The organism is Cellulomonas sp. APG4 (assembly GCF_009996735.1).
GTDB lineage: Bacteria > Actinomycetota > Actinomycetes > Actinomycetales > Cellulomonadaceae > Actinotalea.
In genome coordinates this window covers 13,121-29,929 of record NZ_JAACYI010000020.1, presented here as the reverse complement: position 1 = coordinate 29,929, position 16,809 = coordinate 13,121, and the positions used below count along the sequence as shown (strand labels likewise).

Annotated in this window: 11 protein-coding genes; 2 read left to right on the top strand and 9 right to left on the bottom strand. The window is 74.3% G+C overall.

Going from position 1 to position 16,809, the window contains the following annotated elements:
* Positions 1 to 4: 4 nt before the first annotated feature.
* Entirely contained in the window at positions 5 to 5,032 is a 5,028-nt protein-coding gene (locus GXB85_RS13915) for a DEAD/DEAH box helicase (RefSeq protein WP_370524248.1), read from the top strand.
* 54 nt (positions 5,033 to 5,086) lie between these two features.
* Positions 5,087 to 5,917, top strand: a complete 831-nt coding sequence (locus GXB85_RS13910; RefSeq protein ID WP_161918263.1) for a DNA-formamidopyrimidine glycosylase family protein — start codon at positions 5,087 to 5,089, stop codon at positions 5,915 to 5,917.
* Positions 5,918 to 5,997: 80 nt separating this feature from the next.
* Here GXB85_RS13910 and GXB85_RS13905 read toward each other — a convergent pair whose 3' ends face one another.
* From GXB85_RS13905 to GXB85_RS13865, 9 genes are all read right to left on the bottom strand, one after another.
* Positions 5,998 to 6,330, bottom strand: coding sequence for a helix-turn-helix domain-containing protein (locus tag GXB85_RS13905; protein WP_161918262.1), 333 nt, complete (start codon positions 6,328 to 6,330; stop codon positions 5,998 to 6,000).
* A gap of 324 nt (positions 6,331 to 6,654) precedes the next feature.
* Positions 6,655 to 7,179 (bottom strand): CinA family protein, encoded by a 525-nt coding sequence (locus GXB85_RS13900; protein WP_370524247.1) that lies wholly within the window; start codon positions 7,177 to 7,179, stop codon positions 6,655 to 6,657.
* On the bottom strand, positions 7,176 to 7,742 hold the full coding sequence (gene pgsA / locus GXB85_RS13895; RefSeq protein WP_161918260.1) for a CDP-diacylglycerol--glycerol-3-phosphate 3-phosphatidyltransferase: 567 nt from the start codon (positions 7,740 to 7,742) through the stop codon (positions 7,176 to 7,178). Before pgsA ends, GXB85_RS13900 begins: the two co-directional genes overlap by 4 nt.
* 153 nt (positions 7,743 to 7,895) lie before the next feature.
* Positions 7,896 to 10,094 carry an EAL domain-containing protein gene (locus tag GXB85_RS13890; RefSeq protein WP_161918259.1) on the bottom strand — a complete coding sequence of 733 codons (2,199 nt, stop codon included), beginning with the start codon at positions 10,092 to 10,094 and terminating at the stop codon, positions 7,896 to 7,898.
* Positions 10,073 to 12,691: a DNA translocase FtsK gene (locus tag GXB85_RS13885; protein WP_161918258.1), complete on the bottom strand. Its 2,619-nt coding sequence runs from the start codon at positions 12,689 to 12,691 to the stop codon at positions 10,073 to 10,075. Before GXB85_RS13885 ends, GXB85_RS13890 begins: the two co-directional genes overlap by 22 nt.
* Before the next feature lie 62 nt (positions 12,692 to 12,753).
* Entirely contained in the window at positions 12,754 to 14,439 is a 1,686-nt protein-coding gene (locus GXB85_RS13880; protein ID WP_161918257.1) for a ribonuclease J, read from the bottom strand.
* Complete coding sequence (gene dapA, locus GXB85_RS13875) at positions 14,439 to 15,356, bottom strand: 4-hydroxy-tetrahydrodipicolinate synthase (protein WP_161918256.1); 918 nt, start codon at positions 15,354 to 15,356, stop codon at positions 14,439 to 14,441. Before dapA ends, GXB85_RS13880 begins: the two co-directional genes overlap by 1 nt.
* 10 nt (positions 15,357 to 15,366) lie before the next feature.
* A complete protein-coding gene (locus tag GXB85_RS13870) occupies positions 15,367 to 15,951 on the bottom strand; it encodes a dihydrofolate reductase (RefSeq protein ID WP_161918255.1) in 585 nt (194 codons plus the stop codon).
* Positions 15,952 to 15,954: 3 nt separating this feature from the next.
* Positions 15,955 to 16,761, bottom strand: a complete 807-nt coding sequence (locus tag GXB85_RS13865) for a thymidylate synthase (protein ID WP_202627976.1) — start codon at positions 16,759 to 16,761, stop codon at positions 15,955 to 15,957.
* Positions 16,762 to 16,809: the final 48 nt, after the last annotated feature.

Genomic DNA, 16,809 nt, shown 5'->3' with positions numbered 1-16,809 from the left:
CCGCGTGACCCCGCCCCCGCACGCCCGCGCACCCCGGGACGCGTCGGACGCGTCCGGTGTCGACGCCCTGGCGGGGTTCTCGCCCGCGACGCGGGACTGGTTCGCCTCCGCGTTCGACGCGCCGACCGCGGCGCAGGCGGGCGCGTGGGACGCGGTCCGTGCCGGCCAGCACGCGCTCGTCGTCGCACCCACCGGGTCGGGCAAGACCCTCGCGGCCTTCCTGTCCGCGATCGACGGGCTCCTGACCACCCCGCCGCCGGACGACTCCGTCGAGCGGTGCCGGGTGCTGTACGTCTCGCCGCTCAAGGCGCTCGCGTCCGACGTCGAGCGCAACCTCCGCTCACCACTCGTCGGGATCCGGCAGGCAGCGGCACGACGGGGCGAGACGCTCCCCGAGGTCTCGGTCGGCGTGCGGACCGGCGACACGCCGGCGAGCGAGCGGCGTGCGTTCGCGACGCGTCCGCCGGACGTCCTGATCACGACGCCGGAGTCGCTCTTCCTCGTCCTCACCTCGGGTGCACGCAACGGACTGGTCGGCGTGCGGACGGTCATCCTCGACGAGATCCACGCGGTCGCGGGCACCAAGCGGGGTGCACATCTCGCGCTGAGCCTCGAGCGCCTCGACGCGCTCCTCGATGCGCACGCGGGACCCGCGCAGCGCGTCGGGCTCTCGGCGACGGTCCGCCCGGTCGAGCGCGTCGCCGGGTTCCTCGCCGGGGCCCGACCGCTCGACCAGGGCGGACGCCGGGTCACCGTCGTGCAGCCCACCTCGACCAAGCGGGTCGAGGTCGAGGTCGTGGTCCCCGTGCCGGACCTCGCCGACCTCCGCGCGGCTCCCGTCCCCGGCCTGGCAGGCGGCGCAGCGACCGACGACCCCGCGACCGAGGCTGCCGACACGCCCGGGGGACCTCGACGAGGCACACCCACGGGCCGCGGGGTGCCCGAGCCGGACCTGAGCGGCCCGGCGGCGTCCTCGGCGCCGCGGCCGTCGATCTGGCCGCACGTCGAGGAGCGCGTCGTCGACCTGGTCGCGGGCCACAGGTCGACGCTGGTGTTCACGAACTCGCGCCGCGGTGCGGAACGCCTCACGTCACGCATCAACGAGGTCTGGGCGCTCCGACAGGGCGAGGACGTGCCGGACCCGGCCACGAGTCAGCCCGCGGCCGTCCCCGCGCAGTCGGGCACCTCCGCAGGCGTCTCGACGGCCGACGCCGCGACCGTCCTCGCGCGCGCCCACCACGGATCGATGAGCCGCGCCGAACGCACCCGGACGGAGTCCGAGCTCAAGGCCGGGCGCCTGCCTGCGGTCGTCGCGACGTCGTCCCTCGAGCTCGGGATCGACATGGGTGCGGTCGACCTCGTCGTCCAGGTCGGGTCACCGCCCTCCGTGGCCTCGGGGCTCCAGCGCGTCGGCCGCGCCGGGCACCAGGTCGGAGCGGTCTCGCGCGGCATCGTGTTCCCGACCTTCCGCGGAGAGCTCATCCCCGCCGCGGTCGTCGCGGCACGCATGCGGGCGGGTGAGATCGAGGAGCTGTCCGTCCCGGCCAACCCCCTCGACGTGCTCGCCCAGCAGGTCGTGGCGATGGTCGCGGTCGAGGACTGGACCCTTGAGGACCTCACGACCCTCGTCCGGCGCGCGAGCCCGTTCACCGAGCTCGGAGACGGCACGCTGCGCGCCGTGCTCGACATGCTGGCGGGCCGCTACCCGAGCGAGGCCTTCGCCGAGCTGCGCCCGCGCATCGTGTGGGACCGCACGACGGGCACGCTCAGCGGCCGACCCTCGGCGCTGCGCCTCGCGGTCACGAGCGGCGGGACGATCCCGGACCGGGGCCTCTACGGCGTGTTCCTGGCGACGGGTGCCGACCAGGACGCGGCACCGACCGACGGCGGCTCGGGCGGCACCCGGCAGCGCGGCGGGCGCCGCGTGGGCGAGCTCGACGAGGAGATGGTCTACGAGTCGCGCGTGGGCGACACGTTCACGCTCGGCTCGAGCACGTGGCGGATCGAGGACATCACGCCCGACCGCGTGCTGGTGACCCCCGCCCCGGGCCTGCCCGGCCGCCTGCCGTTCTGGAAGGGCGACTCACCCGGGCGTCCCGCGGAGCTCGGCCGCGCGCTCGGCGCCTGGGTCCGGGGCCTCGGCACGATCGGCGCGGACGAGGCCAGGGCACGCGTGCGGGCCACCGGCCTCGACCCCTGGGCCGGCGACAACCTCCTCGCGTACCTCGACGAGCAACGCGAGGCGACCGGCCGGGTCCCGGACGACACGACCCTCGTCGTCGAGCGCTTCCGCGACGAGATCGGCGACTGGCGGATCGTCGTGCACTCGCCGTACGGCGCACGCGTGCACGCCCCGTGGGCCCTCGTGATCGCGGCCCGGCTGCGTGAGCGCTACGGCGTCGACGCCGCCGCGATGCACTCCGACGACGGCATCGTCCTGCGCCTGCCCGACGTCGTCGCGGCCGGCTACTGGGACGAGGACGCAGCCCGGTGGGTCGAGCCCGACTCCGGGCCCGAGGTCGACCTCACGGACCTGCTGGTCGAGCCGGACGAGGTGCTCGGTGCCGTGCGGGACGAGCTCGGCGGGTCGGCCCTCTTCGCCGCACGGTTCCGTGAGGCGGCGGCGCGCGCCCTGCTGCTGCCACGACGCCGCCCGGACCGTCGCCAGCCCCTGTGGCAGCAGCGTCAGCGCTCGGCCCAGCTGCTCGCGGTGGCGGCCGAGCACCCCGAGTTCCCCATCCTGCTCGAGGCGGCGCGCGAGTGCCTGCAGGACGACTTCGACGTGGCGGCGCTCGCGGCCCTCATGGCCGACGTCGCCGCGGGACGCGTGCGGGTGGTGGAGGTCACCACGTCCGCACCCTCGCCGTTCGCGCAGTCCCTCCTCTTCGGCTACACCGCCCAGTTCCTCTACGAGGGCGACGCGCCGTTGGCGGAGCGCCGTGCCGCGGCCCTGACGCTCGACCCGACCCTCCTCGCCGAGCTCCTCGGTCAGGAGGGCGCCTCTCAGATCGCGGACCTGCTCGACCCGGGCGCGGTGGAGCAGACCGAGGCCGAGCTCATGCGCACCGCACCCGAGCGCCAGGCGCGTGGCCGTGAGGACCTCGCGGACCTGCTGCGGACGCACGGACCCCTCACGGTCGACGAGGTCCTCGCGCGCAGCCGCGCGGACGTGCGTGGGCAGGTGCCCACGATGCTCGACGAGCTCGCCCGCGAACGCCGTGCGATCCGGGTCCGCGCGAGCTCGGTGGACCCGTGGTGGGCTGCGGTCGAGGACGCGGGCAGGCTGCGTGACGCCCTCGGGGTCGCGCTGCCGGTCGGTGTCCCCGAGGACTTCACCGAGCTCGTCGCCGACCCCGTGGGCGATCTCGTCCGCCGGCACGCGCGTACCCACGGACCGTTCACGACGGCGCAGGTCGCGCACAGGTTCGGCCTCGGGGCCGCCGTGGCCGGCGAGGCGCTCGCCCGCCTCGAGCGCAGCGGCGTGGTCCTGCGCGGGCGGCTGCGACCGGACTCGCTCGGCGGCACGGGCGAGGACTGGTGCGACACCGAGGTGATGCGGACCCTGCGGCGACGCTCGCTCGCCGCCCTGCGCGCGGAGGTCGAGCCGGTCGACGAGCGCGCGCTCGGCGTCTTCCTGCCGCGGTGGCAGGCGGTCACCGAGACCGGCCCGGCGGGCCCGTCCGAGGACGCGTCACGCACGCGTGCCCGGCCTCGCGGCGTGGATGCCCTGGTGCGCGCGGTCGAACAGCTCGCGGGGGCCGTCGTGCCCGCGTCGGCGCTCGAGACCCTCGTCCTTCCCGCCCGGGTCGCCGACTACGCACCCGCGATGCTGGACGAGCTCACGGCGTCGGGCGAGGTGCTCTGGGCGGGGCACTCCTCGCTCGCCTCGAGGGACGGGCTCATCAGCCTGCACCCGACGGCCACGGCTGACCTCACCCTTCCCGAGCCGCCCGCCATCGGGGACCTCCCCGACGGCGTCGACGGTCCGGTGCACCGGGCGGTGCTGGACGTGCTCACGCACGGCGGTGCGTTCTTCGGGACGGCGGTGGTCGAGCGGGTCCGCGAGGCGCTGGGCCACGGGCCCCGGCTCGACGCGCCGGACGCGCAGGCGGTGGGCGCGGCCACGCAGGCCTCCGTGACCTCCACCGCGGTGACCGAAGCGCTCTGGGACCTCGTGTGGGCAGGCCTGGTGACCAACGACAGCCTCGGCCCGCTCCGTGCACGCCTCGGCTCGGGGACGGGGCGGTCGGGCGGCACCGCGCACCGTGCGCGCCGCGTCCCTCCGCGGCTGCGGGGCCTGGGGACCGGGCTCGCGCTTCGGCCCGGGCGCCCTGCGGCAGCGGACCAGACCGCAGGAGGACGCTGGTCCCTGCTCCCGCCGCGGGAGGCCGACCCGACCGTGCGTGCCCACGCGCTCGCAGCCCAGCTCCTGGACCGCCACGGCGTCCTCACTCGCGCGGTTGCCCCGGCCGAGGGTGTCGGGGCACGGTTCGGGCAGGTCTACCGGGTGCTCGCAGCACTCGAGCAGGCGGGCAAGGTGCGACGCGGGTACTTCGTCGAGCACCTCGGCGGATCGCAGTTCGCCCTGCCGCACGCGGTCGACGCTCTGCGGGACGACGCGCGTGACGCGGCGGCGGAGCCGGGCCACGCCGTCCTGCTCGCCGCGACGGACCCCGCCAACCCCTACGGAGCGGCGCTCCCCTGGCCCGACCGCGGGCCCGCGGGACGTCATCGTCCCGGGCGCAAGGCGGGCTCGGTGGTCGTGCTCGTCGACGGCGAGCTCGTCCTGTACGTCGAGCGCGGCGGACGTTCCCTGCTCTCCTTCACCGAGCGCGCCGACCCGCTCGCGCGGGCGGCGGAGGCGCTCGCGGCCGTGACCCGGCGTGGGGCCCTCGGCCGGCTGACGGTGCAGCGGGTCGACGGCGCCGAGCTGTTGGACCGCGAGGTCCTCGGCTCGCCGGCCGTGACCGCGCTCACGGCCGCGGGTTTCGGCACGACACCACGCGGGCTTCGCCTGCGCACGGGCCCATGACCGGCCGCGACCGACGCCCCGGCCGCGGGATCGCGATGCAGGCGGGGACACGGCGTGCCTGAGGGAGACATCCTACGCCGGACCGCGCACCGTCTCGACGAGGCGTTGACCGGTCGGCCCGTGGTGGCGGCCGAGCTGCGCTGGCCGGACGCCGCAGGGGCCCACCTCGACGGTGTCACCGTCACCGGGACCGAGTCGTACGGCAAGCACCTGTTCACGCACTTCGACGACGGGCGCACGCTGCACACCCACCTGCGCATGGAGGGCTCCTGGCGCCTCGAGCGCACCGGCAGCGCGGCCGCCGCGCGGGCGGCGCGCAGCCCGTGGGTCCGTGCGCTGCTCACGACGCCGTCCTGGACGACCGTCGGGCACCGCCTCGGCATGCTCGACCTCGTCGCGACCGCGCAGGCCCCCACCCTGATCGCCCACCTGGGACCGGACGTCCTGGCCGACGACTTCCCCGCGCGCGGGCTCCCGGTGGCGCTCGCTCGCCTGCGCGAGCACCCCCGAACGCCCATCGCCGAGGCCCTCCTCGACCAGACGAGGGCGGCCGGGTTCGGGACGATCTACATGGCTGAGTCGCTGTTCGCACGTCGCATCTGGCCGTGGACGCCGGTCGAGGAGATCGACGACCTCGCCTCGCTCGTGATGACCGGCCGGGTGCTCATGCTTCGCAGCGTGGACTCCGACAGCCCGACGGCCACGGGAGAGACCGTGCGCGGCGCGACCACGCGCGTGCACGGTCGCCGCGGGCGGCCCTGCCGCAGGTGCGCCACGCCCGTGCGCGAGGGGACAGCCGGGAGGCCTCCGACGGAGCGGCCGGTGTTCTGGTGCCCGCGGTGCCAGCCGGAGCCTGAGCAGCAGCCTGCGGCCGAGACTGAGTAGCTCCGCACCGCATGCAGGGTTCAGGTCGCGCAGCAGCCGCGGGTGGGACGCAGTGGAGTGCCGCCCGTGCGGCCGTCGGCTCAGCCGACGGGGGCGAGCTCGTCGCGCGCGGTCCAGCCGTGACGACCACCCATGCAGGTCGCCAGGTCTGCAGGCACCGTGTCCGGGATCGAGAGGCCCTCGGCCACGGCCACACGGTCGCTGACCTCACGCAGGACGAGCGAGAGCGGGACGTCGAGCGCCTCGCAGATCGAGCCGAGCAGCTCTGACGAGGCCTCCTTCTGGCCTCGCTCGACCTCGCTGAGGTACCCGAGGGAGACACGCGCCGCGGACGACACCTCGCGCAGCGTCCGTCCCTGGCGCTGGCGGGCACCACGGAGCACGTCGCCGATCTCACGTCGCAGGACGACCATCGGACGACCTCCTTCCGGTGCCGACCCGACCGGTGCCGGGGCGCTGCGTACGACACTCGTCCCGGCCGGGAGGACCGAGGCGGGTCGCCCGACCCGGGGGCGAGTCGGGGTCTTACCGTACCCCGCGGGGCCGACGGAGTCGCGGTCGATGCCCTGGCGGTTCCGGTTCGTCGTCACACCCCGTCCAACGCGACGTCCCCGCGGCGTGTTCCCGGCTCGAGCTCCCGACCCGTCGCGGGCCGCGCGGCCTGCGAGAACGCTGAGTGCGCGCCGCGGGCGCACAAGGGCCACCGGTCCCGGGACGCCTGGACCAGGTGCGCGAATTCACCCGCGCGGCCCAGGCTCGAGCCGTTCGAGGGCGAGCGCGAGGACGGCGTCCCGCGCCGACGCGCGCACGTCCGCGCGGGACAGCCGTCGGTCGCCGGGCCCCGGCCGACGCGTCACCGTTCCGACGACGCCGTCGGGACCGCAGACCGCGACGTGGAACGTCCCTGGCTCATGACCGTCCTGCGGGTCCGGTCCGGCCACGCCGGTGGTCGCCAGGCCCACGTCGGCACCCAGCTCGTCCCGGACGCCGCGGGCCATCGCTGCCGCGACCTCCGCGTGGACCGCACCCACGCGAGCGAGCAGGCCGGCGTCGACGCCCAGGAGCCGCGCCTTGAGGTCGGTCGCGTAGGCCACCACCGCGCCGCGCACGCAGCGCGACGCGCCGGGGACGGCGACGAGGGCGTCGCAGACGGACCCGCCCGTGAGCGACTCGGCGACGGCGACCGTCAGCCGACCGGCGACGAGGGCCGCCACGAGCCGCTCGGCGGCGGTGACTCCGTGGGCCGGGAGGAGCGGGTTCACACGACGCCCTGGCGCACCGCCCAGCCGCGCCGGAGGTAGTCGACGCCGGTCACCACCGTCACCACGACCGAGGCGAGCAGCACGACCCATGCGGTGACCTGGACGAAGGCCGGCAGCGTCCCGAGCGGTACGACGAACATGCCGAGGCCGACGGACTGCAGGACGGTCTTGAGCTTGCCGCCGCGTGACGCCGGGATGACCACGTACCTCAGGACCGCGAAGCGCATGGCCGTGATGCCGAGCTCGCGCACGGCGACCACGATCGTGATCCACCACGGCACGTCGCCGAGCGCCGAGAGCGTGACGAGCGTGGCACCGATGAGGGCCTTGTCGGCGATCGGGTCGACCATCTTTCCCCAGTCCGTGACCTGGTCGAGCCGTCGCGCGAGGTAGCCGTCGAGACGGTCCGTCGCCGCCGCGAGGGCGAAGAGCGCCCCCGCGACCCAGCGCCAGCCGCCCCCGCCGTCGTCGGCGAGGATCGCCAGGACGACGAGGGGCACGAGCGCGATGCGCGCGACCGTCACCGTGTTGGCGAGGTTCCACACCGATGTCGTCCCGGGCACCGTCCCACACTAGAGGGCCGGGCGGGGTCGGGCCGACAGCACCGCCGGGCGGGGTCGGGCCGACAGCACGGCCGGGCGGGGTCGGGCCGACAGCACGGCCGGGCGGGGTCGGGCCGACAGCACCGCCGGGCGGGGTGGGGCGGACAGGCACCCTCAGATCCCGAGAGGCTCGGACTCCCCCGCGCCGAACAGCCAGCCCTGGCCGAAGCGCCACCCGCAGCCGTGCAGCACGCGCGCCTGCTCCTCGGTCTCGATCCCGCTCGCGATCGTCACGAGCTCGAGCTCACGCGCCAACGACCCGAGGGCGCGCGAGACCCGCGCGGCGGCCGGGTCCTCAGGGATGCCCGCGGTGTAGGACATGTCGAGCTTCACGCCTGTGACGGGCAGGTCGCGCAGGGAGGAGAGCGGGTTCACGCCCGTACCGAAGTCGTCCAGGACCACGGGCACCCCGGCCTGACGCAGCTGACCGAGCTCGTGGCGGATGTGTGCGCTCGAGTCACCCAGGCTCGCCTCGGTCAGCTCGACGACGAGGCGCCCGGGCGCAACCCGGAAGCGCTCGACCTCCGCGAGGATGCGTGCCACGAGCTCGCCGTCGCCCAGCTGGTCCGCCGAGACGTTGACCGAGAGCCAACGGCCGGCCTCCTGCGTGCGCGCGAGATAGGCCGCCGCCTGGGTCATGACGTTGCCGCCCAGGGCGGCCCCGAGCCCGGTCTCCTCGGCCGTCGGGAGGAACGAGCCGGGGAGCAGCAGGCCACGCTCGGGGTGCTGCCAGCGCACGAGCGCCTCCTGGCCCACGACGGCGCCGGTCCCGAGGTCCACCACCGACTGGTAGTGCAGCACGAGCTGACCGCGCTCGATCGCCTCACCGAGCTCGGCCGCGACGCCGTGCTTCGACGGCGCGCTCATCGTCATCGAGGCGTCGTAGACCTCGCTGCGCCCGCGCCCCGCGGCCTTGGCCCGGTACAGCGCGGCGTCCGCGGCGGCGAGCAGGCCCATGGGCCCGCTGCGCACCAGGGCGGTGTCGGCCACGGCGATGCCGACGCTCGCGCGCACGGGCAGCCGTCGTCGTTCGGTCCGGACCGGGTCACGCAGCCCCTGGTGGATGCCTGCGGAGACCTCGAAGACGACGCGCGCGGCGTCGGGGTCGCGGATCACGACCACGAACTCGTCTCCCCCGAGCCGTGCGGGGGTGCCGCGTCCGGCGGTCGCGGCCCGCAGCACGCCCGCGACGTGCACGAGAACCTCGTCACCGGCCGCGTGACCGTACCTGTCGTTGATCTGCTTGAACTCGTCCAGGTCGATCGCGAGCACGGCGACGCGACCGGCGGCGTCGGGCTCACCGAGGCAGTGCTCGAGGACCTCGTGCATCCGCGCGCGGTTGGCGAGCCCGGTCAGCGAGTCGTGCATCGCGCGGTGGGCGAGCAGCTCGGACTGCATCCGGGACTCGGTCACGTCGCGCAGCTGGAGGACCACGTGATCGGGCGCGCCGGTCGCGTTGCGCACGAGGACCGCGTCGAGCACGCCCCAGACCGTCTGGCCGTCGGCGCGCACGTAGCGCTTCTCGAGCGTGAACCGCTGTCGCGCACCGGCGAGCATCTCCTGGACCTGCGCCCGCTCGAGGGCGCGGTCGGCGGGGTGCGAGAGCGAGGACAGGTCACGCCCGACGAGCGACGCGGCGTCCGCGCCGAGCAGCGCGGCGAACGCGGGGTTGACCTGCTCGAGCCGCCACGAGGGGTCGGCGAGCGCCATCCCGATGGGTGCGTTCTCCATCGCCGCCTGGAACTGGCGCTCGGAACGGGCCAGCGCGGCGCGCACCTCGCGCGGCCCGGTGACGTCCGTCAGCACGGTGACGAGCTCGGGGTCGCCCGGCCCGCCGGGCAACGGTCGTGTCGTGACCTGGACCCAGCGCGGCTCCCCGACTCCGCGGTCGACCCCCAGGACCAGCCCCGGCGCACCCGGCGCCTCGTCGGGTGAGGACGCCACCGGTGCCGTCCGGGGTGCGAACACCGAGCTCGGGACGACCTCCTCGCCGTCGTCGTTGCGCCACCGGACGGGTAGGTGGTCCACCCTCGTCCCGACGAGGGAACGCATGTCGGTGCCGAAGAGCTCTGCCGCGGCCGCACTCACCTCGGTGACGTGGCCGTCGCGCGTGTGCACCAGGATCCCGTCCCGGCCCGCGGCGAGCACCCCCGCGAGCCTCCCCTCGGCGAGCGCACGCCCGGCGGCAGCGCTGTCCGCGCGGGCGCGTGCACGCCGGGCCCGGAGACCGATCGCGACGAGCAGCGCGAGGGCCACCACGGCCACGGTGGCGGCCACCAGGGCGGACGGCGTCAGCGCTCCTCCTCGCCCCACGGCTCGTCGTCGTCCGCCTCCGGTGCCGTGCCCGGCTCACCGCGCAGCATCGCGAGAGTCGCGGGCAGGTCGTCGGGCTGCACGAGCACGTCGCGTGCCTTCGACCCCTCCGACGGCCCGACGATCTCGCGCGACTCGAGCAGGTCCATGAGCCGCCCGGCCTTGGCGAAACCGACCCTGAGCTTGCGCTGGAGCATCGACGTCGACCCGAACTGCGTGGTGACCACGAGCTCGGCCGCCTGGAGCAGCAGGTCGAGGTCGTCACCGATGTCCTCGTCGACCTGCTTCTTGACCGCGGGCGCCGTGACGTCCTCGCGGTACGTCGGCTTGAGCTGGCCCTTGACGTGCTCCACGACGGCGTGGATCTCGCTCTCCGCGACCCAGGCGCCCTGGACACGCATCGGCTTGGCCGCGCCCATCGGCAGGAAGAGCGCGTCACCCTGGCCGATGAGCTTCTCCGCACCGGGCTGGTCGAGGACCACGCGCGAGTCCGTCAGCGACGACGTGGCGAATGCGAGCCGGGAGGGGACGTTGGCCTTGATCAGACCCGTCACGACGTCCACGCTCGGTCGCTGCGTCGCGAGCACCAGGTGGATGCCCGCCGCACGGGCCAGCTGCGTGATGCGCTGGATCGAGGCCTCGACGTCGCGCGGCGCGACCATCATCAGGTCGGCGAGCTCGTCGACGATCACCAGCAGGTACGGGTACGGCGCGATCTTCCGCTCGCTGCCCGGCAGGGGCGTGACCTTGCCCGAGCGGACACCGGCGTTGAAGTCGTCGATGTGCTTGTAGCCGAACATCGCGAGGTCGTCGTAGCGCGCCTCCATCTCGCGCACCACCCACTCGAGGGCCTCGGCCGCCTTCTTCGGGTTGGTGATGATCGGCGTGATCAGGTGCGGGATGCCCTCGTAGAGGGTGAGCTCGACCCGCTTCGGGTCGACCAGGATCATGCGTACCTCGTCGGGCGTCGAGCGCATGAGGATCGACGTGATCATGGAGTTCACGAAGCTCGACTTGCCCGCGCCCGTGGCACCTGCGACGAGCAGGTGAGGCATCTTGGCGAGGTTGGCCACGACGTAGCCGCCCTCGACGTCCTTGCCGACACCGATGACCATCGGGTGCTCGCTGCGGCGCGCGGCCGACGACCGCAGCACGTCGCCGAGCGAGACCGTCTCACGGTCCGCGTTCGGGATCTCGATGCCGATCGCGGACTTCCCCGGGATCGGCGAGAGGATCCGCACGTCCGCGCTCGCGACGGCGTACGAGATGTTGCGGCTGAGGGCCGTGACACGCTCGACCTTGACGCCCGGTCCGAGCTCGAGCTCGTAGCGGGTGACCGTGGGCCCGCGGCTGAAGCCCGTCACCTGCGCGTCGACCTCGAACTGCTCGAGCACACCGGTGAGCGCCTCGACCACGCGGTCGTTCACGGCCGAGCGCACCTTGTGCGGCATGCCCTTGGCCAAGGCCTCCTCGGGCGGCAGCGTGTAGATGACGTCGCCCTCGAGCATGGGCTGCTCGCCGCGCGGCACCGGGCTCGTCGCCGGGGCTCGCAGCGTCCCGCGCCCCGTCCCTTCCTCGACCACGGCTGTCGCCGCGGTCTCCGGTGCGGTCTCGAGCACCTCCGTGGCCTCGGGTCCGACGGCGGCCTCGGTGACCGCGGCGCTCTCGAAGGCCTCGTCACCCGAGTAGGCACCGAGCTCGACCGTGACGTCCTCACCACGTGCGCGCGGCGCGCGCCGGGGCAGGCGCCGCTTGCGCGGCGCCTGGACGTCCTGCTGCTCGGCCAGCGTAGGAAGGTCGGCGAGGCTCTCGTCGTCGTCGTCGGCCGACGCGTCCTCGCGGCGGTGCGCTCCCGTGAGGCGCGCGTAGGTCTCGCGCAGGCGCGGGCCGATCATGTGCACGGGCGTCGCCGTGAGCACGAGGAGGCCGAAGACGCCCAGCAGGAGCATCAACGGGACGGCGACCCACGCCGTCACGAGGTGCTCGAGGGGCGTCGCGACGAGGTACCCGACGACGCCACCCGCGGCCCTGACGGGCTCGAACCCGTCACGCGGTGAGGGCAGGCCCTCGGCGAGGTGGACCAGGCCGCACACCGCGGCGAGGATCCCGGCGACGCCGATGCCCATGCGCCCGTTGGCCTCGACACGGTCCGGATGGCGCATCAGGCGGACGGCGGTGACGAGAAGCAGCAGCGGGACGACCACACCGACGACCCCGAAGGTCCCGGCGACGACGGCGTGGATGACCTCACCCGCACCGCCCGACAGCCCCCACCACTCACGCGCCGCGACGACGACCGCGAGGCCCAGCAGCGTGAACGCGACCCCGTCGCGCCGGTGCGCGGGGTCGAGGTCACGCGCGCCCCGGCCGATCCGCCGCGCCGTCCCGCCGACGACGTGGGCACCGCCCATCCACACGCCGCGGACCATGCGGACCGGCAGCGAACGCTGCGTCGGGGCCGCAGGCTGCCGCCCCGACGGACGTCCGCCGCCCTGTCGCGCGGGGGTGCGGCCGGACGCGCGCGCCGCGCCGGTGCCGGTGCGTGCGGCGGTGCCGCGACCGGTGGCACCACGGGGTGCGGACGTACGGGTGGCCATGGCGCACACGGTACCTGCGCGCACCCGGCCCGCCGGGGAGGCGGACCTCGGGTGTCGCCGCGTCAGGCCTCGACGACCACCGGGATGATCATCGGTCGACGCCGCAGGCGGTTGGACACCCAGCGACCGACCACGCGCCGCATCACCTGCTGGAGCTGGTGCGAGTCCGCGTTGCCGCCCATCGCGGCCTCCTCGAGCGCGCGCGCGACCTCGGGCTGGATCGAGGCGAACACGGCGTCGTCCTCGGCGAAGCCACGGGCGTGGATCTGCGGGCCGGCGACGACCTTGCCCGTCGCCGAGTCGACGACGGCGAAGATCGAGATGAAGCCCTCCTCGCCGAGGATGCGCCGGTCCTTGAGCTCGGCGTCCGTGATCGTGCCGACGGCGGAACCGTCGACGTAGACGTAGCCGCACGGCACCGCCCCCACCACGCGGGCGACCCCGTCCACGAGGTCCACGACCACGCCGTCCTCGGCGAGGACCACCCGGTCCGCGGGGACGCCGGTACGGACCGCGATCGCGGCGTTCGCCACCAGGTGCCGCACCTCGCCGTGCACCGGCATCACGTTGCGCGGTCGGAGCACGTTGTAGCAGTACATGAGCTCGCCCGCGCTCGCGTGACCCGAGACGTGCACACGCGCGTTGCCCTGGTGCACCACCGTCGCGCCGAGCCGCATGAGCCCGTTGATCACGCGGAAGACGGCGTTCTCGTTGCCCGGGATCAGCGAGGACGCCAGGACGACCGTGTCCCCGCGCCCGACCTCGACCCGGTGGTCGCGGTTGGCCATGCGCGACAGCGCGGCCATCGGCTCGCCCTGCGAGCCGGTGCACATGAGGACGACCTCGTGGGGCGGCAGGTCGTCGACCGCCTTGACGTCCACGAGCACACCCTCGGGCACGGTGAGGTAGCCGAGCTCGGCCGCGATGCCCATGTTGCGCACCATCGACCTGCCGACGAGGGCGACCTTGCGCCCGTGGGCGTGGGCCGCGTCGAGCACCTGCTGGACACGGTGCACGTGCGACGCGAAGGAGGCCACGATCACACGCTGCTCGGCGCTCGCGAAGATGCCGTCGAGCACAGGGCCGATCTCGCGCTCGTGCGTCGTGAAGCCCGGCACCTCGGCGTTGGTCGAGTCGACCATGAAGAGGTCGACGCCCTGCTCCCCGAGGCGGGCGAACGCACGCAGGTCCGTGATGCGTCCGTCGAGCGGCAGCTGGTCCATCTTGAAGTCGCCCGTGTGCAGCACCGTGCCCGCCGCGGTGCGGACGGCAACGGCGAGCGCATCGGGGATGGAGTGGTTGACCGCGACGAACTCGCACGTGAACGGTCCGAACGTCTCGGTGCGCCCCTCGGCCACCGTGAGGGTGACGGGCGTGATCCGGTGCTCCTTGAGCTTGGCCTCGACGAACGCGAGCGTCAGCTGGGAACCGATGAGGGGGATGTCGGGCCGCATGCGCAGCAGGTAGGGCACCGCACCGATGTGGTCCTCGTGGCCGTGCGTCAGGACGAGCGCCTCGACGTCGTCGAGCCGGTCGGCGATGTACTCGAAGTCGGGCAGGATCAGGTCCACCCCGGGCTGGTGGTCCTCCGGGAACAGCACGCCGCAGTCGACGATCAGGAGGCGGCCCGCGTGCTCGAGCACGGCCATGTTGCGACCGATCTCGCCGAGGCCGCCGAGCGCGACGACCCGCAGTCCGTTCGCGGGCAGCGGCGGCGGCGCGCCGAGCTCGGGATGGGGGTGGGACATCAGGCCTCCTGGGTGGTCGGTGCGGCGGGGTGGCCCGCGGCGACGAGGGCGGCACGCACGGCCGCCACCTCGTCGTCGTCGGCGGGCACCTGAGGAAGACGCATGGCGGGACTGGGGATGCGGCCCGTGAGCCACAGCGCGAGCTTGGAGCGCAGGGCACCGTTGCCGCTGCCGCAGATGAGGTCGATGGTCGGGAGCGTCTCGAGGAACCTCTCGCGTGCGTCCGTCACGTCCCCCGCCTCGAACGAGCGGATGACCTGCGCGAGCTCCGCACCGACGAGGTGGGTCGCCATGCCGACCAGGCCGACCGCACCGACCGACAGGAACGGGAGCAGCACGCCGTCGTCCCCCGAGTACCAGGCCAGGCCCGTGCGACGGATGACGGCGGCCGCGGACGCGAGGTCGCCGGTGGCGTCCTTCATGGCGACCACGCGAGGGTGCTCGGCGAGGCGGTCGATGGTCTGCGCCGAGTAGCGGACCCCCGTGCGCGCCGGGACGTCGTAGAGCATCACCGGCAGGTCGGTCGAGTCGGTGACGGCGGCCGTGTGGCGGTACACGCCCTCCTGCGACGGCCGCGAGTAGTAGGGCGAGACCACGAGCAACCCGTGCGCTCCCGCCTCGGCGGCCTGCTCGGCCATCCGCACCGCGTGGGCGGTGTCGTTGGAGCCCGCACCTGCGACGACCACGGCCCGGTCACCGACCGCGTCGACGACCGCACGCACCAGGTCCGCCTTCTCGGGCGCGTGGGTCGTGGGCGCCTCACCCGTCGTGCCGTTGAGCACCAGGCCGTCGTTGCCGTGCGCCACGAGGTGCTCGGCGAGCGCGACCGCGGCCTCGAGGTCGACCGCGCCGTCGGGCGTCATCGGGGTGACCATCGCGGTCAGCAGGGCGCCGAAGGGGCGGGAGGACGTGGCCATGGGCGACAAACTATCGCTCCCGGTGCCGGACCTGCCGCGGGATCTCGTACGCGCGGTCGGCCGCGCCGATGCGCGCACCCATCTCGGGGGGTCGCACGTCGTGCACGCGCTCGAGCCTGCAGAAGCGGTACCTGAGCCCCGTCTGCGACGTCGACCAGCCGTCCGCGGGGTCGCGCTGCACGACCTGCCAGCCGAGCCCGAGGGCGGGCGCCGCCGTCCCCTCCCCCACGACGACGTCGACCTGGGTCAGCTCGACCCGCCGCGCGAGCGGGAGGAAGGCGAGGTACACCTCGAGACCGCCGATGACCCAGGCGTCCCGGTCGGGCAGCAGGCGCATCGCCTCGCCCAGGTCGTGCGCGACCTCCGCGCCCTCGAGCTCGGCGTCGGCCCGACGCGTGAGGACGATGTTCCGCCGCCCGGGCAGCGGTCGGAAGCGCTCCGGCAACGAGTCCCACGTGCGCCGACCCATGACGACGGGATGCCCGCGCGTGAGCTCGCGGAAGTGGGCGAGGTCCTCGGGCAGGTGCCATGGCAGCGCGCCGTCGCGGCCGATCATGCGATCGGCCGACTGGGCCCAGACGAGTGAGATCGGCACGCGTCAGACGGCGACCGGCGCCGGGATCGCGGGGTGGTGCCGGTAGTCGACCACCTCGACGTCCTCCCAGGCGTAGTCGGAGATCGAGGCCGCGCGGCGCAACCGCAGCTCGGGGAACGGGAAGGGCTCGCGCGAGAGCTGCTCGCGCACCTGGTCGAGGTGGTTGTCGTAGATGTGGCAGTCCCCCCCAGTCCACACCAGGTCCCCCACCTCGAGGTCGGTCTGCTGCGCGAGCATGTGAGTGAGGAGCGCGTAGCTCGCGATGTTGAACGGCACGCCGAGGAAGAGGTCGGCCGAGCGCTGGTAGACCTGGCACGAGAGCCGGCCGTCCGCCACGTGCAGCTGGAAGAACGCGTGGCACGGCGCGAGGGCCATCTTGGGGATCTCGGCCACGTTCCAGGCCGAGACCAGGTGCCGACGTGAGTCCGGGTCCCTGCGCACCTGCTCGACGACCTGGGCGATCTGGTCGACGTGCCCGCCGTCGGGCGTGGGCCACGTGCGCCACTGCACCCCGTAGACCGGGCCGAGCTCGCCGTCGTCGTCCGCCCACTCGTCCCAGATGGTCACGCGGTTCTCCTGGAGCCAGCGGACGTTGGACTCGCCGCGCAGGAACCACAGCAGCTCGAGGACGACCGAACGCAGGTGCACGCGCTTGGTGGTCACGAGCGGGAAGCCCGCCGCGAGGTCGAAGCGCATCTGGTGGCCGAACACGCTGCGCGTCCCGGTGCCCGTGCGGTCGGCCTTGGGGGTCCCGTGCTCGAGCACGTGACGCAGGAGGTCCTCGTACTGCGTGGTCACCGGGCGGGTCATGCCGGTCATCGTAGGCCGACGGGCGGGTGGTCGCCGCGCGCCATACTG